Below are 22939 nucleotides of genomic sequence, written 5' to 3' on the forward strand. Positions count from 1 at the left end.
CAATCCGTCACTTTGTAAGTAAATATAAAGGCGGTCAACCAGACCATAGTCTGGGTAGTTAATAACAACATCATTAATACGCTCTTGAGAGCGGGGAAAGCAAAATCATGAAATTATTTAGACAATTTATCTTGTTTATGTTCGCTAGCTTTGCATTTGTTGGTAGTAGCATGGCGGCAGATGAAGCAGCGGATCAATTGGTAAAGCGTTTGAGCCAGGAAATTATGGATATCGCCAAGAGCGACAAAGATATTCAATCCGGCAATCAAAAGCGCGTATATGACTTAGTCGAAACCAAGGTATTGCCATTCGTTGATTTTCAGCGCATGACTTCGTTGGCTGCAGGTAAAAGCTGGCGCGATGCCACACCAGAACAACAAAAACAGTTGATCAATGAATTCCGTACTTTGTTGGTGTTCACATATTCGGGTGCAATCTCTCAAATCAAAGATCAGCGTTTGGAATTTAAACCTTTCCGTGCTGCTGCTGAAGACATCGACGTTGAAGTCCGTAGTCAGGTAATCCAAAAAAATGGCGAAGCTTTGCAACTCAACTATCGCCTAGAAAAATTGGCGACAGGATGGAAAATCTATGACATCAACGTTTTAGGTGCGTGGTTGGTAGAAACTTACAAAGGTACCTTTACTGCAGAAATTACTAAATCTGGTATCGATGGTTTGATCAAAACTTTGTCTGAGAAAAATAAAAAGTTGGCTGCGGGATCACCAAAGAAATAAGTCTTAAAAGTAAGTTTAATAAATAAGCCAGATAACTAAATTGGCAGTAAAAAATTAGTTAATTCCTGACGGAGTAAGTAATATGTATCAAACAAACCGTGAACTTAGCCTGCAAAATGCCGTGAGCGTGGCGCAGTCCGGTTTGTCTGCGATTTCTCAAGGCGAGACTGAGTTTGATCTGTCTGCATTGGTTGTAGTTGATTCAGCAGCAGTTGCTGTGATGCTTGATTGGCAGCGTGCTGCGAGTCTTAAAAATAAGACTATTCATTTCAAATCTATTCCTTCAAATCTGCTTAGCTTAATCGCCCTTTACGGCATGTCTGAGCTTCTCAGCACTAATCCTTCGCAAGTCGAACGACATTGATCCTGTACTGAAAGTTTTCTCGAACTGTCGGGTTGACAATGTAATAATCGATGTGGTGAGCAAGAAGTCTGCACAGACTTAGCGGCTTAATAAGCGCCACAGCGATTGTCATCAGCAATCGCGTCAATTCGGTTCAAGACACGAAAATCCCCTATAATCAAAGGTTTTCGCCATATCTTTGGCGACTCACCGGATAAACGCTAGTCAACAGCGCAATAATTGTCTTCATGGCCGCCATACAAATTACTAATGTTGAAAAACGCTACCAGTCGCTGCAAGCGCTAGGTGGTGTTTCGCTTTCTATTGAAGAAGGTGAATTTTTCGGTTTGCTAGGCCCTAACGGAGCTGGCAAAACAACCCTGATTTCTATCATTGCCGGACTCAATCGTGCAGATTCAGGCCAGGTCAAGATTCAGGGGCATGATGTTGTGACGGATTACCGTGCAGCACGTAAGAACCTTGGTGTTGTGCCGCAAGAACTGGTATTCGATCCGTTCTTCACTGTACGTGAAACCTTGCGTATGCAGTCTGGTTATTTCGGTTTAAAGAATAACGATAAATGGATAGACGAGGTCATGGAGAATCTTGATCTCACCAATAAAGCTGATGTCAATATGCGTGCATTGTCTGGCGGTATGAAGCGTCGGGTACTTGTTGCCCAGGCTCTGGTGCATAAGCCGCCTGTGATCGTGTTGGATGAGCCAACTGCTGGCGTTGACGTAGAGTTGCGTCAAACTTTGTGGCAGTTCGTCTCGCGCTTGAACAAAGAAGGCCATACGGTGGTGTTGACCACGCACTATTTAGAAGAAGCTCAGGCGCTTTGCAATCGTATTGCTATGCTAAAAACGGGTAAAGTAGTCGCGCTTGATAGCACTGCCGCGTTGATTAAACGTATCTCAGGATCTCAGCTCAAAGTCACATTAGTCGCTGGACAAGGCGTATTTCCAGAGGGACTTAAAGATCTGGTGACGCATCACTCTGGTGATGAATATATTTTGCGTGTCACCGAGTATTCGCAAGTTGAGCCTATTCTCGCTGCGATCCGAACTGGTGGCTGTGCAATTGACGATCTGCAACTTCAGCAAGCGGATCTGGAAGATGTCTTCCTGCAAATTATGGGAGATCGTAAATGATTGGTTTTCAAACTCTGTTTTACAAAGAGGTTTTGCGTTTCTGGAAAGTGGCAACCCAGACGATCACTGCGCCAATCATGACGGCCTTACTGTATTTACTGATTTTTGGTCACGCACTGGAAGAACATGTGCAAGTGTACAAAGACGTTAAGTACACCGCATTTCTAGTCCCGGGCTTAGTGATGATGAGCGTGTTGCAAAACGCATTTGCGAACTCTTCTTCTTCACTGATTCAATCAAAGATCACCGGTAATCTGGTTTTCATTCTCTTGCCACCGTTGTCGCATTGGGAGATGTTCAGTGCCTATGTATTAGCGTCTATCGTGCGTGGTTTGGCGGTTGGTCTTGGCGTATTTATCGTGACGATCTGGATCACCAACGTCAGTTTTGTCGCCCCCTTGTGGATTTTGATGTTCGCTTTTTTAGGCGCAGCAATGTTGGGAACCATGGGCTTGATTGCCGGAATCTGGGCAGAGAAATTTGATCATTTATCTGCCTTCCAAAACTTCTTGATTATGCCGGCGACATTCTTATCGGGAGTGTTTTATTCAATCCACTCTCTACCGCCTTTGTGGCAAACCATTTCGCGCTTTAATCCGTTTTTCTACATGATTGATGGATTTCGCTACGGTTTCTTTGGGCAGTCTGACGTCAATCCATTTTTCAGTTTATCGATCGTACTGGTATTTTTTATTGCATTAGTCGTGATTGCAGTACAGATGCTAAAACGTGGTTATAAGCTCAGGCACTAATAAAGTATTTTGAAAGAATCATCGTGTTTCCAACTCCTGAACAAATTAAGAAATATATTGCCGATGGACTTGATTGCAGTCACCTCGAAGTCGAAGGTGACGGGCAACATTTTACGGCAGTGATTGTGTCCGAACTCTTCATCGGTAAGCGTTTGATACAGCGCCATCAACTGGTGTACGCCGCTTTGGGTGACCGCATGCGTGAAGAAATTCATGCATTGTCGATGAAAACTTTAACTCCAGACGAATTTCAAAAATAATGGATAAATTATTGATTACAGGCGGACAACGCCTGAATGGTGACGTTAACATTTCCGGTGCAAAGAACGCAGCTTTGCCCATTTTGTGTGCTGGTTTATTGAGTTCGGATGATGTCATTTTGCATAATGTTCCGTCGCTGCAAGACGTCTCTACTATGCTCAAGTTACTTGGTCAAATGGGTTTGCGGGTGACGCAAGAAAATGGTGTAGTTACCTTAAACGGTGCGGCAATCGACAAGCTGGAAGCACCCTATGATTTGGTAAAAACCATGCGAGCCTCCATCCTAGTGCTCGGTCCTATGCTTGCGCGTTTTGGCGAGGCTAAAGTATCTCTGCCTGGCGGCTGTGCGATCGGATCGCGTCCTGTTGATCAGCATATTAAAGGGCTGCAAGCGATGGGAGCCGAGATTACGATTGAGGCGGGTTACATCCACGCCAAAGCCAAGCGCTTAAAGGGGACGCGTGTAGTCACCGATATGATTACCGTTACAGGGACAGAAAACCTGTTGATGGCAGCCACGTTAGCAGAGGGCGAAACCATACTGGAAAACGCAGCACGCGAACCCGAAGTGACTGACCTTGCCCATCTATTGGTTGCTATGGGCGCGAAGATCGAAGGTATAGGAACAGATCGTCTGGTCATCCAAGGTGTCGATCGTCTGCACGGTGCGACTCATGCAGTGATTGCAGACCGGATTGAGACAGCCACTTTTCTGTGTGCAGTCGCGGCAGCGGGTGGCGATATCACGTTAAAAAATGTGCGTAGCGATATTCTGGACGTGGCATTGGATAAACTGCGCGAAGCCGGTGTCATCTTAACCAGTGGTACGGATTGGATTCGCGCACAAATGGGTGCTCGTCCTAAGGCAGTCAGTTTTCGCACTACCGAATATCCCGGCTTCCCTACTGATATGCAGGCGCAGTTTATGGCAGTGAATTGCATCGCGCAGGGCAGTAGTCGTGTGACCGAGACGATTTTTGAAAATCGTTTTATGCATGTACAGGAAATGAACCGGCTGGGTGCACATATCGAAATTGACGGCCATACGGCAATGATTTCTGGCGTTGATAAATTGATCGGCGCTCCAGTCATGGCGACAGACTTACGCGCTTCGGCGTCGCTGGTCATTGCCGGTCTGGCTGCTGAGGGCGAAACCCTGATAGACCGTATTTACCATCTAGATCGAGGTTACGATCGGATGGAAGTCAAATTGTCCGGCGTAGGTGCACTAATTAAGCGAGTCAAATAATGTCGACCCAATTGACCTTGGCGCTCTCCAAAGGCCGTATTTTTGAAGAGACCTTGCCGCTATTAGAAGCTGCCGGTATCTGGGTGACCGAAGATCCAGAGAAGTCGCGCAAATTGATTTTGGCGACTAACGATCCTCAGATACGGGTGATCATTGTCCGTGCTTCTGATGTGCCAACCTATGTGCAATATGGTGCCGCGGACTTAGGTGTTGCCGGTAAAGATGTTCTGCATGAACACGGCGGCGAGGGCTTATATCAGCCACTTGATTTGAATATTGCTAAATGCCGCATGTCAGTCGCGGTATCTGTCGGTTTTGATTATGCCAGTGCTGTGCGTCAGGGTGCTCGCCTTCGAGTGGCGACAAAATATACAGAAACAGCCCGTCAGCATTTTGCCAGCAAAGGTGTCCACGTCGATTTGATCAAGCTGTACGGTTCTATGGAGTTAGCGCCCTTAGTTGGTTTGTCCGACGCCATCGTGGATCTGGTTAGTACCGGCAATACGTTGATTGCGAATAACTTGGTTGAGGTCGAACACATCATGGATATTTCCTCGCGACTCGTGGTGAACCAAGCTGCCTTAAAAATGAAGCGTGAGCGCTTGCAACCTATCCTTGAAGCATTTGAGCGCGCTACCAAAAAATAGATCGAGAACATCATGTCGTCCAATTCTTCTGTTTCTTCCTCACAGCAGCCGTCCTCCACTAGCTCGCTTCCTATTCGAAAATTAGATGCCAGCGCATCAGGATTCGCACAATCGCTTAGTGCCTTGCTGGCGTTTGAAGCCAGCGAAGATGCCGCGATTGATCAGGCAGCTGCGCAAATTTTGGCGGAGGTGAAAAAACACGGTGATGCGGCTGTCCTCGCAGCCACGAACCGTTTTGATCGCTTGCAGTCAAGCAGTATGGGCGCGTTGGAATTGAGTCAGCAAGAGATGCATGCAGCATTGGCATCGCTGACGGCGGAGCGTCGTCATGCGTTAGAAACTGCTGCAGCCAGAGTACGTGCTTACCACGAGCAGCAAAAAATTGAATGCGGTTCGGCAGGCTTTAGCTATACCGAAGCCGACGGCACAGTACTTGGTCAGAAAGTGACACCCTTAGATCGAGTTGGAATTTACGTTCCCGGTGGTAAAGCAGCCTATCCCTCATCGGTATTGATGAATGCGATTCCGGCTAAAGTCGCCGGAGTCAAAGAAATTATCATGGTCGTGCCGACGCCAGATGGCATCAAAAATCCTTTGGTGTTGGCTGCCGCTGCGATTGCTGGTGTCGATCGTGTCTTCACCATCGGCGGTGCTCAAGCGGTTGGTGCTCTGGCCTACGGTACCGAGACGATTCCCCAAGTAGATAAAATTGTCGGACCCGGCAATGCCTATGTGGCTGCAGCCAAGCGCCGTGTATTCGGCACCGTGGGAATCGATATGATTGCAGGCCCTTCAGAAATTTTAGTGATTTGTGACGGCACCACTGATCCAGACTGGATCGCCATGGATTTGTTCTCGCAAGCAGAGCATGATGAGCTGGCGCAATCTATTTTGTTATGTCCTGATGCCGCCTACATCGATGCGGTACACGCCAGCATTGATAAATTATTGCCGACCATGCCGCGTCGGGAGGTCATTCGGACTTCATTGACTAACCGTGGAGCCTTGATCAAAGTCAAAGACATGCAACAAGCCTGCGATATCGCCAATGACATCGCCGCAGAACATTTAGAGATTTCTACTGAAAATCCCCAGCAATGGGGGGACAAAATTCGCCATGCCGGAGCGATGTTTTTGGGACGTTTTTCGTCGGAAGCGCTGGGTGACTACTGCGCCGGACCAAACCATGTATTGCCGACCTCCCGGACTGCCAGGTTCTCGTCACCACTTGGCGTGTATGACTTTCAAAAGCGCTCGTCGATCATCTATGTCAGTGAACAGGGCGCACAAACCTTGGGGCGCGTTGCCGCAGAGCTGGCGTACGGCGAAGGCTTGCAAGCCCACGCACGTAGTGCCGAATTACGCCTCAAATGAGAACATGGCAGATCCGTTGAGTAGCTGGCGTAATCAGATATTTTGTGAAGACGCGCTGACAGGTTTGGCGCGTATTCCCGATGCCAGCGTTGATTTGTTGCTGGCAGATCCACCCTATGGTTTGGGAAAGGATTACGGCAATGATTCAGACAAAATGGCATCCGCTGAGTATTTATTATGGACCGAGCAATGGGTAGACGCGGCTTTGCCGAAGCTGAAAGAAAATGGCAGTCTGTATATTTTCTTGACTTGGCGCTACTCCCCCGAGATCTTTGTCATGCTCAAACAGCGCATGAGTATGATGAACGAGATCATCTGGGACCGGCGCGTTCCTTCAATGGGTGGCAGCGTACGCAAGTATTCATCTGTACACGATAGCATCGGTTTTTTCGTCAAGGCGAAAGACTATTATTTTGATCTGGACGCCATTCGCATTCCCTACGATGCCGTCACAAAAAAGGCGCGTAGTCGAAAGATTTTTGAAGGTGCAAAATGGCTAGAACTGGGCTACAACCCAAAAGATATCTGGAGCGTATCTCGCCTGCACCGTGAGCATGCCGAACGCGAAGACCATCCGACGCAGAAACCGTTAGAGATTATTGAGCGCATGATCAAAGCATCATGTCCGGCAGGCGGCGTCGTCTTAGACCCGTTTATGGGCAGCGGCACAACCGCGGTTGCCGCAAGGAATTGTGGCCGTGATTATGTCGGCTTTGAATTGAATCAGGACTATTGCGCGCGGATCGAAGAGCGCTTAAGCCGTCTGGAAGCTGCTTGAGTTTTGACTCCCTACAATACAGTGCTCAGAACCTATATTTGAGTCTGTAATTGAGTAAAAATAAGGGAGTATGTGACTAAATGGTATGCATAGTCCAGAGAATATATGGACGATTAAAAATACAAGTGGGAGTATATTTTGTCATTGATTGAAAATATTATCCGTTCTGACGTGCGTGCGTTGTCTGCCTACCATGTGCAGGACTCCGCCGGTTTCGTCAAACTCGATGCCATGGAAAATCCCTACACGCTGCCGGAGTCTCTGCGTACGGAACTGGCACAACGTTTGTCTGAAGTAGCTTTAAACCGTTACCCCATTCCGTCTTATTCCGCGCTGAAAGCTGTCATCAGCGACAAGCTTGGTGTTCCGGCAGGATTTGATGTCGTCCTTGGCAATGGCTCTGATGAGCTGATCAGCATGGTCTCGGTTGCCTGTGCCAAGCCAGGTGCAAAAGTGTTGGCACCTATCCCAGGTTTTGTCATGTATGCGATGTCTGCACGCTTCGCCGGACTAGAATTTATCGGCGTGCCGTTTCATCCTGATTTCAGTTTGGACAAAGCCGCGATGCTGGCTGCGATTGCAGAACATCGTCCCGCAATTATTTATTTGGCCTACCCGAATAATCCGACGGGCACCTTATTCAATGCTGATGAGATGGAAGAAATCTTGCACGCAGTCGGTGACAGTGGTGTAGTGATTGTGGACGAAGCGTACCAACCATTTGCCCAAACCAGTTTTATGCCGCGTCTGGCCGAATTCGACAATCTGGTTGTGATGCGTACAGTATCAAAGCTGGGTCTGGCTGGTATACGCCTCGGTTATATGTCTGGCAATAACGCTCTGATGCAAGAGTTTGAAAAAGTCAGGCCACCCTATAACATCAATGTGTTAACCCAAGCCGCGGCAGAGTTTGTGCTGGAGCATGCAGATATTTTGGATATGCAAGCAGCTGAATTACGTCACCAGCGCAGTGAGCTCAGCGCAGCCTTGGCGGCACTGCCGGGCGTGCAAGTGTTTCCATCAGCGGCAAATTTCCTACTGATACGCGTGACAAAAGCGGAACAAGTCTTTGCCAAATTGCTGGAACAAAAAATTTTAGTCAAAAATGTAGGTAAAATGCATGGACTGCTGGAAAACTGCTTGCGTATCACCGTCAGTAATCCGCAGGAAAACGCCTTATTTCTCGCGGCTTTTAAAGCATCCTTGGTTGCTTCATAGCCAGGCTTAGTCGTAAAGCCCGACTTTTATAAAGCCGCAAACTAAAGACCAGATTACCGGTTCAAATTCAAAGATCAAAATCATGCAAGCCCAACGCACTGCTGAAGTAAGCCGCAATACTAACGAAACTCAGATCCGCGTAGCCATCAATATTGACGGAACCGGAAAGCAAAAGCTCAATACAGGCGTCCCCTTTCTGGATCACATGCTGGATCAGATTGCCCGTCATGGTTTAATCGATCTGGAAATTGAAGCTGTGGGTGATTTGCACATCGATGCACACCATACGGTAGAAGATGTCGGTATTACGCTCGGTCAGGCATTTGCAAAAGCTATCGGTGACAAAAAAGGTATTCGTCGTTACGGTCATTCTTATGTGCCGCTAGATGAAGCTTTATCGCGTGTGGTGATTGATTTTTCCGGTCGCCCTGGACTAGAGTTCCACGTGCCGTTTAAGCGCGCCATGATAGGTTCGTTCGATGTCGATTTGACCCATGAATTTTTTCAGGGTTTTGTGAACCACGCGTTGGTATCTTTGCATATCGATAATCTACGTGGCGATAATGCTCACCATCAATGCGAAACCGTCTTCAAGGCCTTTGGCCGAGCCTTGCGTATGGCGGCTGAATTAGATGCGCGCGCTGCTGGTACCATTCCATCGACCAAAGGCAGCTTGTAATTCTGCTTGAATCAAATCTGAATCAAACCAGAATCAAACCAGAATCTCAGGCCTTACATTTGCTGCTTAATGTGTCTTTGAATTTGATTCTGAATTTATTCTTTAAATTGCTAAATCATTAGCCAAATAAACTCATCAGCATGAATAAAATTGTTGTAGTCGATTACGGCATGGGCAATTTGCGCTCAGTAGCGCAAGCCCTGCGTGCCGTCGCGCCGGACGCCGATGTCAAAATTTCTGGCGAGATCACCGATATCCAAAGTGCCGATCGTCTGGTGTTGCCAGGCCAGGGCGCGATGCCCGATTGCATGCGCAGTCTGCGCGAATCCGGTGTGCAAGAGGCAGTATTGCAAGCCGCGCGTAGCAAACCGCTGTTTGGCGTTTGCGTCGGTGAGCAAATGCTGTTTGATCTGAGCGATGAAGGCAACACGCCGGGATTGGGTTTATTGCCTGGCAAAGTAGTGCGTTTTGCGCTGGACGGTCAGCTACAAGATGACGGGTCGCGTTTTAAAGTGCCGCAAATGGGATGGAATAAAGTCAGGCAAGCACGGACGCAAGGCCAAGTGCATGCGCTCTGGCAAGATATTGCCGATGAGGCTTATTTCTATTTTGTTCATAGTTACTATGCTCAGCCAGCCAATGCTGCGCACACAGTCGGAACTACCGACTATGGCACGCCGTTCGCCTGTGCAGTTGCAAGAGATAATATTTTTGCCACGCAATTCCATCCTGAAAAGAGTGCACATGCTGGCTTGCAACTATACAAAAACTTTGTACACTGGAACCCTTAAGCTTGTGATACCGTCAAACTGATTTACCCATTTATTCTGTCTTTAATTACTTAACTTTATACAGCCATGCTGCTCATTCCTGCTATCGACCTGAAAGACGGTCACTGCGTACGCCTTAAACAAGGTGATATGAACCAAGCCACCGTGTTCTCCGAAGACCCCGCCGAGATGGCGCGTCATTGGCTAGAGCAAGGCGCAAGACGACTACATCTGGTCGATCTGAACGGAGCTTTCGCAGGTAAGCCAAAAAATGAAACAGCAGTCAAAGCGATTTTGAAGGCGGTGCGTGAGTTTGCGGAAGAAAATGATATTGATGAAATCCCGGTGCAACTCGGTGGCGGTATCCGTGATCTGGATACGATAGAGCGTTATCTGGATGACGGTATCAGCTACATCATTATCGGCACTGCCGCAGTTAAAAATCCTGGATTTCTGGCAGATGCCTGCGGTGCCTTCCCAGGACAAATTATTGTTGGTATTGATGCCAAAGATGGCAAGGTCGCGACGGATGGCTGGAGCAAACTGTCGGGTCATGAAGTCATCGATCTGGCGAAAAAATTTGAAGGTTATGGCGTCGAGTCGATTATTTATACCGACATCGGCCGCGATGGCATGATGGGCGGCGTCAATATCGAAGCCACAGTCAAGCTGGCGCAAGCTGTGAGTATTCCGGTGATTGCATCTGGCGGCGTCCATAATCTGCAAGATGTTGAAGCCTTGTGCGCGGTGCAAGGCGAGGGGATAGAAGGCGTGATTTGTGGCCGTTCTATTTACGAAGGCACATTAGATCTTGCTAGCGCACAGGAACGCGCTGATGAATTTGATGACATAGACGATAGCGAAGAAAACTAAGCATGGCTTTAGCAAAGCGCATTATCCCTTGTCTTGATGTGACCGCTGGTCGTGTCGTCAAGGGTATCAATTTTCAGGAACTGCGTGACGCCGGCGATCCGGTTGAGATCGCGCGTCGCTACGACGGGCAAGGCGCTGATGAAATTACTTTTCTTGATATCACCGCATCCAGTGACGGACGCGATTTAATTTTACCGATTATCGAGGCAGTCGCTTCGCAAGTATTTATCCCTTTAACGGTGGGCGGTGGTGTACGTACGGTGGCCGATGTGCGCCGCTTATTAAATGCCGGTGCAGATAAGATTGGTATCAACACATCTGCAGTGACCAATCCGCAATTGGTGTTTGAAGCATCGCAAAAATACGGATCACAATGCATCGTTGTGGCGATTGACGCAAAACAAACCGCACCTGGAAAATGGGAAGTCTTTACCCACGGTGGCCGTAATGCTACTGGTTTAGATGCGGTGGAGTGGGCACGAAATATGGCACGCTTGGGTGCGGGAGAAATTTTGCTGACCAGCATGGATAGGGATGGTACGAAAGTAGGATTTGATTTGGGTCTGACCCGCGCAGTGTCGGATGCGGTCTCAATACCGGTGATCGCCTCCGGTGGCGTTGGTGGTCTGCAAGACTTAGCCGACGGCATCAAAATTGGTGGTGCTGATGCGGTACTAGCCGCAAGTATTTTCCATTATGGACAACATACCGTGCAAGAAGCCAAGCAATTTATGGCAGCACAACAGATTTCAATGAGACTGTCATGAGCGCGTCAAAATGGTTGAATAAAGTGCGCTGGGACGATCAAGGGTTGGTGCCTGTGATTGCGCAAGAGGCGTCCAGCAATGACGTGCTGATGTTCGCTTGGATGAACCGGGATGCTCTGACCAAAACCGTAGAGTTAGGCGAAGCGGTTTATTGGAGTCGCTCGCGGAAAAAATTATGGCACAAAGGCGAAGAGTCCGGCCATGTTCAAAAGGTTTTGGAGATTCGCCTTGACTGCGATGAAGATGTGGTTCTTCTCAAAATAGAACAAGTCGATAGCATCGCTTGCCATACGGGTCGCCACTCGTGCTTCTTCCAAAAGTTTGAAGGCGGCGTCAATGACGGTGATTGGGAGGCTGTTGATCCCGTCTTAAAAGACCCAGAAACTATCTATAAATAATGACCAGTAATTAGAAAAGATTGTATGAGTGAAACCTTAAAGCGACTGTCTGAAGTCATCGAGAGCCGCAAAGCTGCTAACGGCGGCGACCCGGCAACTTCGTATGTCGCGCGTTTGTTTTCCAAGGGCGACGACGCGATACTCAAAAAAATTGGCGAAGAAGCGACCGAAACTGTGATGGCCGCCAAAGATGCCCGCGTCTCAGGTGATAAATCTAAAGTCTTGTATGAATGTGCCGATCTCTGGTTTCATTCCATGGTCTTGCTGGCACAGTTTGATTTGACGCCGCAAGATGTCTTGAATGAGTTGGCAAGACGCGAAGGCTTATCCGGTATTGAGGAAAAAGCTTCCCGCCCAGATTAAGACAGAACTTACGCAAAATCGCCCCAGCTGCGTTGCAGCGCCTAGTCGTACTAAAGTACTGCCTTCGTCGCTACGCCTTGCTGGGACAATTTGGCGTAAGTCCTATAAGAATTTAAGCAAATTTTTTAACTGTATTTCAACCGTCTTGCACAACAATATGAGGACACCGTGAGTAACTGTATTTTCTGTAAAATTGTGGCAAAACAAATTCCGTCTAGTGTGGTTTATGAAGACGAAGAGTTTCTGGCGTTTAAAGATATTAATCCTGCTGCTCCGGTGCATTTTTTAATTATTCCCAAGCAGCATGTAGAAACTCTGGCGCAAACAACTCCGGAGCATGCAGGGATGTTGGGGCGGATGTTAGCGCTGGCGCCTAAATTGGCGCAAGAGCAAGGTTGCGGTCTCACGCAAGATACCGATGGTAACGTCAGTGGTGGTTACAAGACGCTGATTAACACCGGACCGGATGGCGGGCAAGAGGTGTATCATCTTCATTTACACGTGATTGGCGGTCCGCAGCCATGGCGCGGTCAGCGATAGTTCCGCATTAACCGCTTCTTATAGATCAATAATTTGTCTGAGCGTTCACGCTCGTTTTAGGAGATATCATGGGTTCATTCAGTATTTGGCACTGGTTAATTGTGTTGGTCATTGTGATGCTGGTATTCGGCACCAAAAAAATTGGTAATATCGGATCCGATCTTGGCAAGGCTGTCAAAGGTTTTAAAGACGGCGTCAAGGGCGAAGAAGAGAAGGCTGCAGACGCACAAAAAGTCGCGGATAAAACATCGGGTACAACAATTGATGTTGATGCTAAAGAAAAATCCAAGCTCTGATGTTGCTACCTCAGATTGCTAGCCTCTGGTTTTAAAAGACACCACTCATGATAGATCTTGGCATCAGTAAGTTGGCGTTAATTGGCGTGGTTGCTTTAATCGTAATCGGTCCTGAAAAACTGCCAAAAGTAGCGCGTATGGCTGGCACATTATTTGGTCGTGCCCAACGTTACATCAACGAAGTCAAATCGGAAGTCAGTCGTGAGATTGAGCTTGATGAGCTGCGTCAGATGCATAAAGATGCGCAAGAGGCAGTACAGGACGTCGGGCAGTCGATTGCTAAAGGTTTGTCTGAAACGCAGAACGATATTCGCTCTGCCTGGCAAGATCCAGAAACGGATTCCTCCTTGCTCAATCCGCCCAGCGTGAGTCATCTGGCTTTTAAGGCAAAAGATTTCCGTCGTAAAAAGATCGCTAAGACATCAGCAATTCCTGCCTGGTATAAAAATCGTCATGGCGGTCGCAGTCATGTGATGTCCGGCGCGGCGCGGGTTGCCAAGTTCAGAGCAAAACGCAATTCTTCCGCCAGTTTCTTTTAAATGACATGCCTTATCGCTAGTCATATCATTTTCCACATTGTTATAGGTTCTGCACCAGCATGAGTGACCCACAAGCATCGGGAGTTGAAGACACGTTTATCTCGCATCTGGTCGAATTGCGTGATCGGCTGGTCAAAGCATCGATCGGTATTGCGATTGTCTGTGCGGCTTTGTTTGCCTGGCCCGGGCCTTCTGCCATCTATGATTTTCTGGCGAAGCCGATGATTGCATCCTTGCCTGTCGGTGCCAAAATGATTGCGACGGGTGTGATTTCTCCTTTTCTGGTGCCGATGAAAGTGACCTTGCTTTTGGCGTTTATGCTGGCGCTACCATGGGTGTTGTATCAAGTCTGGGCATTTGTTGCGCCTGGCTTATATTCCCATGAGAAAAGATTGGTGGCGCCTTTAGTGATTTCCTCCTCACTGTTGTTTTTTTCTGGCGTGGCGTTTTGTTATTTCTTTGTGTTTGGGCGCGTATTTAAATTCATCAGCGAGTTTGCTCCGACCTCGATTACCGTTTCGCCGGACATAGAAAATTACCTCGATTTTGTGATGTCGATGTGCCTTGCCTTTGGCATGACATTTGAAGTGCCGATTGTGGTGGTGGTGTTGGTACGTATGGGGCTGGTCTCGGTAGAGCAGTTGAAAGCGATGCGTCCTTACATCATCGTCGGCGCCTTTGTGGTTGCCGCGATTGTGACGCCACCTGACATCGTCAGCCAGTTCTCACTGGCATTGCCGATGTGGTTTTTATTTGAATTGGGTTTGCTAGTGGCTCCGATCTTTGTCAAAGCCACGCAAGCACCGGATGAAGTCTCGGATTAGTCGGGACCCACGCTACTAGCGGCGGTGCGCAACCACCCGACCAGGGGATAGGCTGCCTTAAAACCTTCGGTGACGATTTCCCCCATTTGTTCTGGCGTGGTTTCATCCAGCGTAAACTCGGTCCAGACCATAAAATTCTTCAGCTTAATTTGCTCGATGTGCGGCGATTCTGGATCAAAGCCTTTGGGTGGACGCGTTAATTTCCCTTCCTCTTGCAAGCTACCAAAAATTTGTTTAAGCCCCTTATTTTTTAAGACTTTAGAAAAACCCTCTGGATCAGCCAGGATCTGATTGCGGATGGCGCGCAAGCGATCCGATGGCGGCATGTATTCGCCCACAGCGAAGAACAATCGTCCCGTTGCATCAATCTGGAAGTAATAAGCAGGGCCGCCACCTTCGCTAGGTTTCTTACGACCGCTAGGCAAAATCGAGGCCGAAAAAGTAGTCTTATAAGGTGATTTATCCGCAGAAAAGCGCATGTCGCGGTTGATACGGAACAAAGCTTTTTTCGGCTCGCAACCAATGATCGCAGGATCAAATTTGCTGATTTTAGCGATCAGATCAGTCACGAGTTCTAAAAATTCAGCGCGTAAAATATCGTAGCGAGGCTTGTTCATGACGAACCAGGCGCGGTTATTGTTTTCGGATAATTCGAACAGAAAGCGTTTTAAATCACGGATATGCATTGCGTGCCTTTGCGTCTTTTAAGTGCTGGTGAACCATGTATTAAATGGATATTTTTTATTGTGTAGTGCAGGGATGTAAAGCAAACCCCATGCATTGTTTAAACAATTGAATTGATCAAAATTAGCGCCAATTTCAATATACTCCCCCTCATTTTTATAAAAAATGCCGTATTGTCCAGTAATTGATTGGACAATTAAATATACATGATGGGAGTATATTAAATGCTCACTAGCAGGCTGATTATGCATTCCAGATAAAATATCGGCTAAATCATACTAGCGCAGCAGCATATTAACTTTTTTCATGAGTGCGATGAGTCGCTTATTCTTCTCGTTTCAGAACCGGGCGCTTGCCTATAAATACTTCAAACGTTGATTCAGCTGTATTGCGTAAAACGGCAATTTTAGCTTTTTGGTTGGGTGGCAATTGCGCAATCAGATTCAGCATTTCGGTAGTGTCGGCGACTGGTTTACCTTCAATTGCCAGCAAAATATCACCCGGCTTGATGCCTGCTTTATCCGCTGGTCCACCACGAATTACGCCCGCAATAATCGCCCCAGATTTTTGTTTGATACCAAAACTTTCTGCCAGTTCTGGCGTGATATCTTGCGGTTCTACGCCGATCCAGCCGCGCACGACTTGCCCATTTTTGATGATTGATTCCATCACCGTTTTGATGGTTGTTACAGGAATTGCAAAGCCTATCCCCAGCGAGCCGCCGCTGCGGGAATAGATCGCAGTATTAATTCCTAATAAGTTGCCGTTGACATCGACCAATGCGCCGCCCGAGTTGCCGGGATTGATGGCAGCATCGGTCTGGATAAAATTTTCAAAGGTATTGATGTCAAGGTGGTTGCGCCCCAGCGCAGAGATAATCCCCATCGTTACTGTTTGTCCAACGCCAAACGGATTGCCAATCGCCAGCACCACATCACCGACGCTGGATTGTTCAGGATGTCCTAATGTGATTGCAGGCAAATCCGGCAAATCAATTTTAATCACAGCCAAATCGGTCTCTGGATCGGTGCCGATGACTTTGGCAATCGATTTGCGCCCATCGGCTAACACGATATCAATTTCTTCAGCAGCTTCAACCACATGGTTGTTGGTCAGGATATATCCCTCTGGACTGAGAATGACGCCAGAGCCAAGGCTGACTTGTTTTTCCGCTTGTTGATTTTGCTGGTCGCCAAAAAAGCGCTTAAGGAATGGGTCGTTTAGCAAGGGATTGTTGGTCTGCTTCGCCTCTTTTGAAGTGTAAATATTGACCACCGATGGCATCGCGCGCTTGGCCGCATTGCGATACGAACTTTGGCTGGCGACCGAATTAACGGGCGCTTCTTGCAACGTGACTGTGGACGCCATGCGCAGGCTTTGATTGCCGCTGAACCCCTTGTTTGCCCATTCTGGTTTTAAGGTGGTTACAATAAACCAGAGTGCTAAAGCCACCGTAATGGTTTGCGCAAATAAGAGCCAGAGACGTCGCATAGAGGAACCAGAAAAAAATGAATCAAGTGAAAATGACACAGCCGCAATCAGTGACGAGAGCAAAGCTATCGGACTATTTGGCAGAAGAGCTACAGATTAACCGCTTTCGTGATTATTGCCCAAATGGCGTACAGGTGGAAGGGCGTGAACAGATAAAACGTATCGTGACCGGGGTCACGGCCAGTTTGGCGTTGCTGGAAAAAGCGGTTCATTTACAAGCCGATGCGATCTTGGTACACCACGGCTATTTTTGGCGCGGCGAAGACATGCGAGTCATCGGGCAAAAGCACAAGAGGTTAAAGCTGTTGCTAGAGCATGATATTTCTTTGTTCGCCTACCATTTGCCGTTGGACATGCATGCTCAGCTCGGTAATAACGCACAACTGGCGCAGCGATTGGGCTTGTTACCAAAAGCGCGATTTGGTGAGGATGATCTGGGCTGGATCGGCATCGCTGAGGATGCCTCTCTGCGTAGCGTCGGACAACTGGCCGCACAAATTGAAGCACGATTGGGTCGCAAGCCTTTGTTGATTGGTGATCCAGAGCAGCTAGTCGCTAAGATCGCATGGTGTACCGGCGCAGCGCAAAACATGCTGGATCAGGCGATCAGTGCTGGTGCCAGTGTGTATTTAAGCGGAGAAATTTCTGAACCCACCGTGCATCTGGCACGTGAGTCTGGTGTGGCTTATCTGGCATGCGGACATCATGCGACTGAACGATACGGCATACAGGCTTTGGGACAACATCTGGCTGAGAAGTTTGGGTTAGCGCATCATTTTGTCGATATCGATAATCCAGTTTGATATAAAAAAGCCGCTAATTCTTAAAGTTGCTTTGAAATTAGCGGCTTTTTTTATGTTTAAATTTTGCCGCAAGTGCGTGTTACTTTTTTAAGGCATCACGAATTTCACGCAGCAAAATTACATCTTCAGGTGTCACCGGCGCTGCGGCTGGTGCCGCTGGCTCGTCTTTTTTCATCTTGTTGAACATTCTTACCATTTGAAAAATCAGAAAAGCCAGAATAACAAAGTTAAGTGCAATCGTGATGAAATTACCGTATGCCAGTACGGCACCAGCTTTTTTTGCTTCTACCAAGGTAAGGCCGCTAGCCTGACCATTTAACGCTACATAGTAGTTGGAAAAATCTAAACCACCGAAAATTTTACCGACAACAGGCATCACAATATCAGCTACCAAAGAGTCAACAATCTTGCCAAACGCTGCACCAATGATGACGCCGACCGCTAAATCAACCACATTGCCTTTGCTGGCAAAACTCTTAAATTCTTGCATCATGCTCATGTTGACTCCCAGGTTATGTATGACAAAGCAGCAATATTTTAATCCGCAAAGGCAAATTACATGATGGTTTATTTGTCAAACTTTGTGTCGATTACTTTGAGCATTTTCTGCTTGATAGGAAATAATCAACGGAAAGCATCAAAATAACCGACAAAACTGAAAAAAAGCGCCGCAGTTTGAACCTATAAACAACTTTTGCTTTAAAACCACTCTCGGCTCCTTTATAATTTAAGGTTGCTAGAAGTAGGTTTATGCTTCGACAAGTTTTGATTTTTGACAGATTGGGGTTGGTATGAGTATTGAAAAGCAGGTCGATTCTGGCCGCCGCGGCTTACTCGTCGCCACGTGCGCGGCGGGTGGTGTTGCAGGTTTAGCAACGGCAGGTGCGCTAGTCAGCACTTTTCAGCCGTCTGAACGTGCTAAGGCGGCAGGTGCGCCGGTAGAAGTAGATATTTCGACTTTAAATCCGGGTGAGATGAGAACAGTAGAATGGCGCGGTAAGCCAGTTTGGATACTCAAGCGCACGCCGGAAATGATGGCGAGTCTTACTAGCACTGAAGACAAGGTTGCCGATCCAAAATCGTTGAAGCCTTACACGATGGAATTACCTGACTATTGCGATAAACAGAGCCGCTCCCGTAAAGAGCATGCAGATGTGTTGATTGCAGTCGGTATTTGTTCTCACCTTGGTTGTTCCCCAAGTTCTAAATTTCAGGCTGGTGCACAGCCATCTTTACCGGATGACTGGGCAGGTGGTTTCTTGTGCCCATGCCACGGTTCGACTTTCGACCTAGCTGGTCGTGTTTTCAAAAACAAACCAGCTCCGCAAAATCTGGACGTGCCACGCCATATGTATTTGTCGGACACTAAAATTGTCATCGGTAAAGATCAGAAAGGCGAGGCTTAATCATGGCTTTTGTTGAAAAGAAGCTGCCAGCAGATGCACCTATTGCTGCTAAGGCGCTGAATTGGGTAGATTCCCGTTTTCCGTTGACTAAGCTATGGAATGATCAATGGGGTCAATACTACGCACCGAAGAACTTTAACTTTTGGTACATCTTCGGTTCTCTGGCAATGTTGGTGCTGGTGATACAGATTGTCACTGGTATTTTCTTAGTCATGCATTACAAGCCTGATGCTAACCTAGCGTTTGCCTCCGTTGAGTACATTATGCGCGAGGTACCTGCTGGCTGGTTTGTGCGATATGCACATTCAACTGGTGCGTCTGCATTCTTCATTATTATTTATCTTCATATGACACGTGCGCTGATGTACGGTTCATACCGTAAGCCACGCGAATTGATCTGGTTGTTCGGTTTCGCAATTTTCCTGTGTTTGATGGCAGAAGCCTTCTTTGGTTACTTGCTGCCTTGGGGACAAATGTCGTACTGGGGCGCACAAGTTATTGTTAACTTATTCGGTGCAATTCCTTTTATTGGTCCTGATCTGTCTCTATGGATACGTGGTGATTATGTGGTGTCTGATGCGACGCTGAATCGCTTCTTCTCGTTCCACGTGATTGCGATTCCTCTGGTCTTGTTGGGATTGGTTGCAGCGCATTTAATCGCTTTGCACGAAGTCGGATCGAATAATCCTGATGGCATTGAAATTAAAGACAATATCGGTGCAGATGGACATCCAGTTGATGGTATTCCTTCCCATCCTTATTACACTTTCCATGATATTTTTGGTGTCACCGTATTCTTAACAATTTTCAGCGCGGTTATATTCTTTGCGCCGGAAATGGGCGGTTACTTCCTTGAATACAATAATTTTATTCCTGCCGATTCACTGAAAACACCTTCACATATCGCGCCGACCTGGTATTTCACGCCGTTTTATTCCATTTTGCGTGCTACTACTTCTGAGTTTTTATATGTGGTACAAGCTGGTGTCGTTGCCTATGTCGCTTTGATTTTCCTGACAACCAGATTGCCGCAATTGATTAAGATTGCGATTGCTGCGGTAGGCTTGTTAGCTATCATCGGTATGATGCCTTTTGGTCTGGACGCAAAATTCTGGGGCGTTGTACTGTTTGGCGGTTCCGTAATGATACTGGGTGGTTTGCCTTGGTTGGATCTGTCTCCAGTTAAGTCGATTCGTTATCGTCCAGAGTGGCACAAATATGTCTATATCGTATTTGGTATTGCTTTTGTCGCCTTAGGTTATTTGGGTGTTCAGCCGCCGTCGCCAACGTTTGAGCGTATTTCACAAGTATGTGCAGTTCTTTACTTTTCGTTCTTCTTGCTGATGCCTTGGTGGAGCACGATGGGTACATTTAAGACTCCGCCTAAACGCGTTACTTTTGCTGCGCACTAGGCACTCAGCGCGACTAAATGTGATGTTATGCACCCAAGTAAGCGTCAAAGGAATTAAAAGCATGAAATTATTTAAAAAATTAATCGCAACTTTGGCTTTTGTTCCAGCCTTGGCTCTGGCGAATGAAGGCGGCTATCCATTAGATCAGGCACCAGATCGTTCAACCGATATGGCCGCCTTACAACATGGTGCTAAATTATTCGTCAACTATTGCTTGAACTGCCATTCAGCGTCAGCAATGCGTTATAACCGCCTGAAAGACATCGGTCTGACAGATGATCAAATCAAAGCAAATTTGCTGTTCACTGGCGAAAAAGTGGGTGATTTGATGAAAACGACTTTGACTGCAAAAGATGCCAAAGCCTGGTTCGGTGCAGTTCCGCCGGATTTGTCAGTAATAGCTCGTGCCAAAGCATCTGGCGCAGGTTCTGGTGCTGATTGGATTTACACTTATCTGCGTACTTATTACAAAGATGAGACTCGTCCAACCGGCTGGAATAATATGGTGTTCCCAAATGTTGGTATGCCACATGTACTGTGGGAGCTGCAAGGTGTTCGTACAGCTAAATTTGTGGAAGAAAAAGATGAGCATGACGCATCCAAATCTGTGCATAAATTTGAAGGTTTTGAAACAGTTACTGCAGGTACTCTGACCGGACCTGAGTACGACATAGCAGTGGCAGACTTGGTTGGATATCTTCAATGGATGGGTGAGCCTGCACAAAAAACACGTACCAAACTCGGCGTATGGGTTTTGATGTTCCTCGCAGGATTGAGTTTCTTGGCATGGCGCTTAAATGCATCATTCTGGAAAGAAGTTAAGTAATTTTGGTAATTTAGTCGTCTGTAAAAAGAAGTTTTAGTTGGTGTTGTAGCTCAGGTTTTAGCTCAGTCTTAATCTAGGTTTTTAGTGTCGCTTGAACTTTTTTAGCAGATGTGTCATCCCAGGGTGAGGTGCGCAAATTGGTGCCTCGCCCTAATCGTTTTTAAGGAACTATAAAAATGATGGTTCTCTACTCGGGCACAACTTGCCCATTCTCTCAGCGTTGCCGTTTGGTGTTGTTTGAAAAAGGTATGGATTTTGAAATTCGTGATGTTGATTTATTCAACAAACCGGAAGATATTTCCACGATGAATCCTTACGGGCAAGTGCCAATTCTGGTTGAGCGCGAATTGATTTTGTATGAATCAAATATCATCAATGAATATATTGATGAGCGTTTCCCACATCCGCAACTGATGCCGGCTGATCCATTGCAACGTGCCCGTGCTCGTTTGATGTTGTTCAATTTTGAAAAAGAATTGTTCATTCATGTGCATACATTGGAAAACGATAAATCGACTTCCTCTGCCAAAGTACAAGATAAAGCACGTGCAGAAATTCGTGATCGCCTGACGCAACTGGCACCATTGTTTATTAAGAATAAATACATGCTCGGTGATGAATTCTCTATGCTGGATGTTGCTGTTGCACCTTTACTGTGGCGTCTGGATCATTATGGTATTGAGTTGTCAAAAACGGCTGCGCCTCTGATGAAATATGCTGAACGTATTTTCTCTCGCCCAGCCTATATTGAAGCGTTGACACCATCCGAAAAAGTGATGCGTCGTTAATCGTTTAAATAAGTATTCACAGTCAGTATTAATGCGCTGCAAAACAAGGCTGACGAGATCCAATCAAGTCAGCCTTGTCGTTTATAGAATCACAGTCTATTCTTCAGTCACTTATCGTTCAGGAAATTTTCAAGCATGTCAGAAACGTCTACTAAACCTTATTTCATGCGTGCCATTTATGAATGGTGTACTGATAATGGCTATACTCCATACATGGCAGTCAAAGTGAATGCCGCATCGCGGGTTCCTATGGAGTTTGTGCGTAATGGAGAGATTGTTCTTAACATCAGTTTTGGCGCGACTAGTGGGCTTAAGATGGACAACGAGGCTGTTACTTTTAAAGCGCGCTTCGGCGGAATTTCACGCGACATCTATGTTCCTGTTGAAAACGTACAAGCCGTCTATGCCAGTGAAAACGGTCAGGGTATGGCGTTTGAAGTGGATTTATCCGAGGCTTTGCAACAGCAATCAGAATCAGGTCCTGTCTTAAGTAAAGCACCAGCTAGTGCGCTGCATGCGACATCCAGTAGCAAACCAGTGCTTGGCTTGGCTGCGGTGAATACAAAAGCAGAAAATAATGCGTCTGCTTCAGCGCCTAAATCAGAAAGTCCGCAAGAGCCACAAAAAAAATCAGAAAAACCCTCGCTTAAAATAATAAAATAGCCTATAATTTCGTTCTTCGAGATTGATTGCAAAATTAATTTTTGAAATAGTTTCGCCGACTTAGCTCATTTGGTAGAGCAGTTGACTTGTAATCATCAGGTGGCCAGTTCGATTCCGGCAGTCGGCACCAAAAAGCAAAGCCCTACGTGAATTTCACGTAGGGCTTTTGTGTTTCTAGCAGAACCAAATTTCATAATTGCTTATGTTCGTTAAAGTTTCCCGCTTTCTGAAGTTACCTAAGTTTTGTTGATATAAGACCTCGCGGCAGCTTTGCCAAAACAGGTAATAAATCACAGTAAGAAAA

At 46.9% G+C, this 22939-nt stretch carries 29 protein-coding genes and 1 tRNA gene; 27 read left to right on the forward strand and 3 right to left on the reverse strand.

Annotated elements, in window-relative coordinates; genetic code table 11:
- Positions 1–107 precede the first annotated feature (107 nt).
- The 20 genes from RGU72_RS18140 to tatC all read left to right on the forward strand — a co-directional run bounded on the left by RGU72_RS18140 (position 108) and on the right by tatC (position 14562).
- Positions 108–737: an ABC transporter substrate-binding protein gene (locus RGU72_RS18140; protein ID WP_322121081.1), complete on the forward strand. Its 630-nt coding sequence runs from the start codon at positions 108–110 to the stop codon at positions 735–737.
- A gap of 82 nt (positions 738–819) precedes the next feature.
- Positions 820–1101 carry an STAS domain-containing protein gene (locus RGU72_RS18145; protein ID WP_322121082.1) on the forward strand — a complete coding sequence of 94 codons (282 nt, stop codon included), beginning with the start codon at positions 820–822 and terminating at the stop codon, positions 1099–1101.
- Positions 1102–1328: 227 nt separating this feature from the next.
- Positions 1329–2234, forward strand: a complete 906-nt coding sequence (locus RGU72_RS18150) for an ABC transporter ATP-binding protein (RefSeq protein WP_322121083.1) — start codon at positions 1329–1331, stop codon at positions 2232–2234.
- The gene (locus tag RGU72_RS18155; protein WP_322121084.1) at positions 2231–2986 is read left to right on the forward strand and encodes an ABC transporter permease; all 756 of its coding nucleotides are present in this window, start codon (positions 2231–2233) and stop codon (positions 2984–2986) included. The genes RGU72_RS18150 and RGU72_RS18155 overlap by 4 nt, the downstream gene beginning before the upstream one ends.
- Positions 2987–3009: 23 nt before the next feature.
- On the forward strand, positions 3010–3246 hold the full coding sequence (locus tag RGU72_RS18160) for a BolA family protein (protein ID WP_322121085.1): 237 nt from the start codon (positions 3010–3012) through the stop codon (positions 3244–3246).
- Positions 3246–4496, forward strand: a complete 1251-nt coding sequence (gene murA / locus RGU72_RS18165) for a UDP-N-acetylglucosamine 1-carboxyvinyltransferase (RefSeq protein ID WP_322121086.1) — start codon at positions 3246–3248, stop codon at positions 4494–4496. Before RGU72_RS18160 ends, murA begins: the two co-directional genes overlap by 1 nt.
- Positions 4496–5143 carry an ATP phosphoribosyltransferase gene (gene hisG, locus RGU72_RS18170; RefSeq protein WP_322121087.1) on the forward strand — a complete coding sequence of 216 codons (648 nt, stop codon included), beginning with the start codon at positions 4496–4498 and terminating at the stop codon, positions 5141–5143. Before murA ends, hisG begins: the two co-directional genes overlap by 1 nt.
- A 12-nt stretch (positions 5144–5155) precedes the next feature.
- Positions 5156–6517 carry a histidinol dehydrogenase gene (gene hisD / locus RGU72_RS18175; RefSeq protein WP_322121088.1) on the forward strand — a complete coding sequence of 454 codons (1362 nt, stop codon included), beginning with the start codon at positions 5156–5158 and terminating at the stop codon, positions 6515–6517.
- A gap of 4 nt (positions 6518–6521) precedes the next feature.
- Positions 6522–7295 carry a site-specific DNA-methyltransferase gene (locus tag RGU72_RS18180; protein ID WP_322121089.1) on the forward strand — a complete coding sequence of 258 codons (774 nt, stop codon included), beginning with the start codon at positions 6522–6524 and terminating at the stop codon, positions 7293–7295.
- Between the two features lie 138 nt (positions 7296–7433).
- Positions 7434–8513: a histidinol-phosphate transaminase gene (gene hisC, locus RGU72_RS18185; RefSeq protein ID WP_322121090.1), complete on the forward strand. Its 1080-nt coding sequence runs from the start codon at positions 7434–7436 to the stop codon at positions 8511–8513.
- 82 nt (positions 8514–8595) lie between these two features.
- Positions 8596–9192 (forward strand): imidazoleglycerol-phosphate dehydratase HisB, encoded by a 597-nt coding sequence (gene hisB / locus RGU72_RS18190; RefSeq protein WP_322121091.1) that lies wholly within the window; start codon positions 8596–8598, stop codon positions 9190–9192.
- A gap of 140 nt (positions 9193–9332) precedes the next feature.
- Entirely contained in the window at positions 9333–9983 is a 651-nt protein-coding gene (gene hisH, locus RGU72_RS18195) for an imidazole glycerol phosphate synthase subunit HisH (protein WP_322121092.1), read from the forward strand.
- Positions 9984–10049: 66 nt separating this feature from the next.
- A complete protein-coding gene (gene hisA, locus RGU72_RS18200) occupies positions 10050–10835 on the forward strand; it encodes a 1-(5-phosphoribosyl)-5-[(5-phosphoribosylamino)methylideneamino]imidazole-4-carboxamide isomerase (RefSeq protein ID WP_322121093.1) in 786 nt (261 codons plus the stop codon).
- 2 nt (positions 10836–10837) lie between these two features.
- Positions 10838–11602: an imidazole glycerol phosphate synthase subunit HisF gene (hisF, locus tag RGU72_RS18205; RefSeq protein ID WP_322121094.1), complete on the forward strand. Its 765-nt coding sequence runs from the start codon at positions 10838–10840 to the stop codon at positions 11600–11602.
- Complete coding sequence (hisI, locus tag RGU72_RS18210) at positions 11599–12000, forward strand: phosphoribosyl-AMP cyclohydrolase (RefSeq protein WP_322121095.1); 402 nt, start codon at positions 11599–11601, stop codon at positions 11998–12000. Before hisF ends, hisI begins: the two co-directional genes overlap by 4 nt.
- Positions 12001–12024: 24 nt before the next feature.
- Positions 12025–12363, forward strand: coding sequence for a phosphoribosyl-ATP diphosphatase (locus RGU72_RS18215; protein ID WP_322121096.1), 339 nt, complete (start codon positions 12025–12027; stop codon positions 12361–12363).
- A gap of 168 nt (positions 12364–12531) precedes the next feature.
- Positions 12532–12903, forward strand: coding sequence for a histidine triad nucleotide-binding protein (locus tag RGU72_RS18220; RefSeq protein WP_322121097.1), 372 nt, complete (start codon positions 12532–12534; stop codon positions 12901–12903).
- 68 nt (positions 12904–12971) lie between these two features.
- Positions 12972–13199, forward strand: a complete 228-nt coding sequence (gene tatA, locus RGU72_RS18225; protein ID WP_322121098.1) for a Sec-independent protein translocase subunit TatA — start codon at positions 12972–12974, stop codon at positions 13197–13199.
- A gap of 47 nt (positions 13200–13246) precedes the next feature.
- Entirely contained in the window at positions 13247–13738 is a 492-nt protein-coding gene (gene tatB / locus RGU72_RS18230; protein ID WP_322121099.1) for a Sec-independent protein translocase protein TatB, read from the forward strand.
- Between the two features lie 59 nt (positions 13739–13797).
- On the forward strand, positions 13798–14562 hold the full coding sequence (gene tatC / locus RGU72_RS18235) for a twin-arginine translocase subunit TatC (RefSeq protein ID WP_322121100.1): 765 nt from the start codon (positions 13798–13800) through the stop codon (positions 14560–14562).
- Here the strand turns inward: tatC and RGU72_RS18240 are convergent.
- Together RGU72_RS18240 and RGU72_RS18245 are read right to left on the reverse strand one after the other, a co-directional pair.
- Positions 14559–15248 carry a DUF2461 domain-containing protein gene (locus tag RGU72_RS18240; protein ID WP_322121101.1) on the reverse strand — a complete coding sequence of 230 codons (690 nt, stop codon included), beginning with the start codon at positions 15246–15248 and terminating at the stop codon, positions 14559–14561. The two genes, tatC and RGU72_RS18240, sit on opposite strands and share 4 nt — an antisense overlap.
- Positions 15249–15570: 322 nt before the next feature.
- Positions 15571–16737 (reverse strand): Do family serine endopeptidase, encoded by a 1167-nt coding sequence (locus RGU72_RS18245; protein WP_322121102.1) that lies wholly within the window; start codon positions 16735–16737, stop codon positions 15571–15573.
- A 50-nt stretch (positions 16738–16787) separates the two neighbouring features.
- Between RGU72_RS18245 and RGU72_RS18250 the strand changes: the two genes are divergently transcribed.
- Positions 16788–17540, forward strand: coding sequence for a Nif3-like dinuclear metal center hexameric protein (locus RGU72_RS18250; protein WP_322121678.1), 753 nt, complete (start codon positions 16788–16790; stop codon positions 17538–17540).
- A 79-nt stretch (positions 17541–17619) separates the two neighbouring features.
- Here RGU72_RS18250 and mscL read toward each other — a convergent pair whose 3' ends face one another.
- Positions 17620–18039: a large conductance mechanosensitive channel protein MscL gene (gene mscL, locus RGU72_RS18255; RefSeq protein WP_322121103.1), complete on the reverse strand. Its 420-nt coding sequence runs from the start codon at positions 18037–18039 to the stop codon at positions 17620–17622.
- Positions 18040–18331: 292 nt separating this feature from the next.
- On the opposite strand from mscL, the gene petA reads away from it, so the two are divergent.
- From petA to RGU72_RS18285, 6 genes are all read left to right on the forward strand, one after another.
- Positions 18332–18946: a ubiquinol-cytochrome c reductase iron-sulfur subunit gene (gene petA, locus RGU72_RS18260; protein WP_322121104.1), complete on the forward strand. Its 615-nt coding sequence runs from the start codon at positions 18332–18334 to the stop codon at positions 18944–18946.
- The gene (locus RGU72_RS18265) at positions 18946–20358 is read left to right on the forward strand and encodes a cytochrome bc complex cytochrome b subunit (RefSeq protein WP_322121679.1); all 1413 of its coding nucleotides are present in this window, start codon (positions 18946–18948) and stop codon (positions 20356–20358) included. The genes petA and RGU72_RS18265 overlap by 1 nt, the downstream gene beginning before the upstream one ends.
- 61 nt (positions 20359–20419) lie before the next feature.
- Positions 20420–21184: a cytochrome c1 gene (locus RGU72_RS18270; RefSeq protein ID WP_322121105.1), complete on the forward strand. Its 765-nt coding sequence runs from the start codon at positions 20420–20422 to the stop codon at positions 21182–21184.
- Positions 21185–21360: 176 nt separating this feature from the next.
- Positions 21361–21972 (forward strand): glutathione S-transferase N-terminal domain-containing protein, encoded by a 612-nt coding sequence (locus RGU72_RS18275; RefSeq protein WP_262838127.1) that lies wholly within the window; start codon positions 21361–21363, stop codon positions 21970–21972.
- 135 nt (positions 21973–22107) lie between these two features.
- On the forward strand, positions 22108–22635 hold the full coding sequence (locus tag RGU72_RS18280; RefSeq protein WP_322121106.1) for a ClpXP protease specificity-enhancing factor: 528 nt from the start codon (positions 22108–22110) through the stop codon (positions 22633–22635).
- 54 nt (positions 22636–22689) lie between these two features.
- A tRNA-Thr gene (locus tag RGU72_RS18285) sits at positions 22690–22765 on the forward strand.
- Positions 22766–22939: the final 174 nt, after the last annotated feature.

Source organism: Undibacterium sp. 5I1 (assembly GCF_034314085.1).
In the GTDB taxonomy this organism is placed as follows: Bacteria; Pseudomonadota; Gammaproteobacteria; order Burkholderiales; family Burkholderiaceae_D; genus Undibacterium.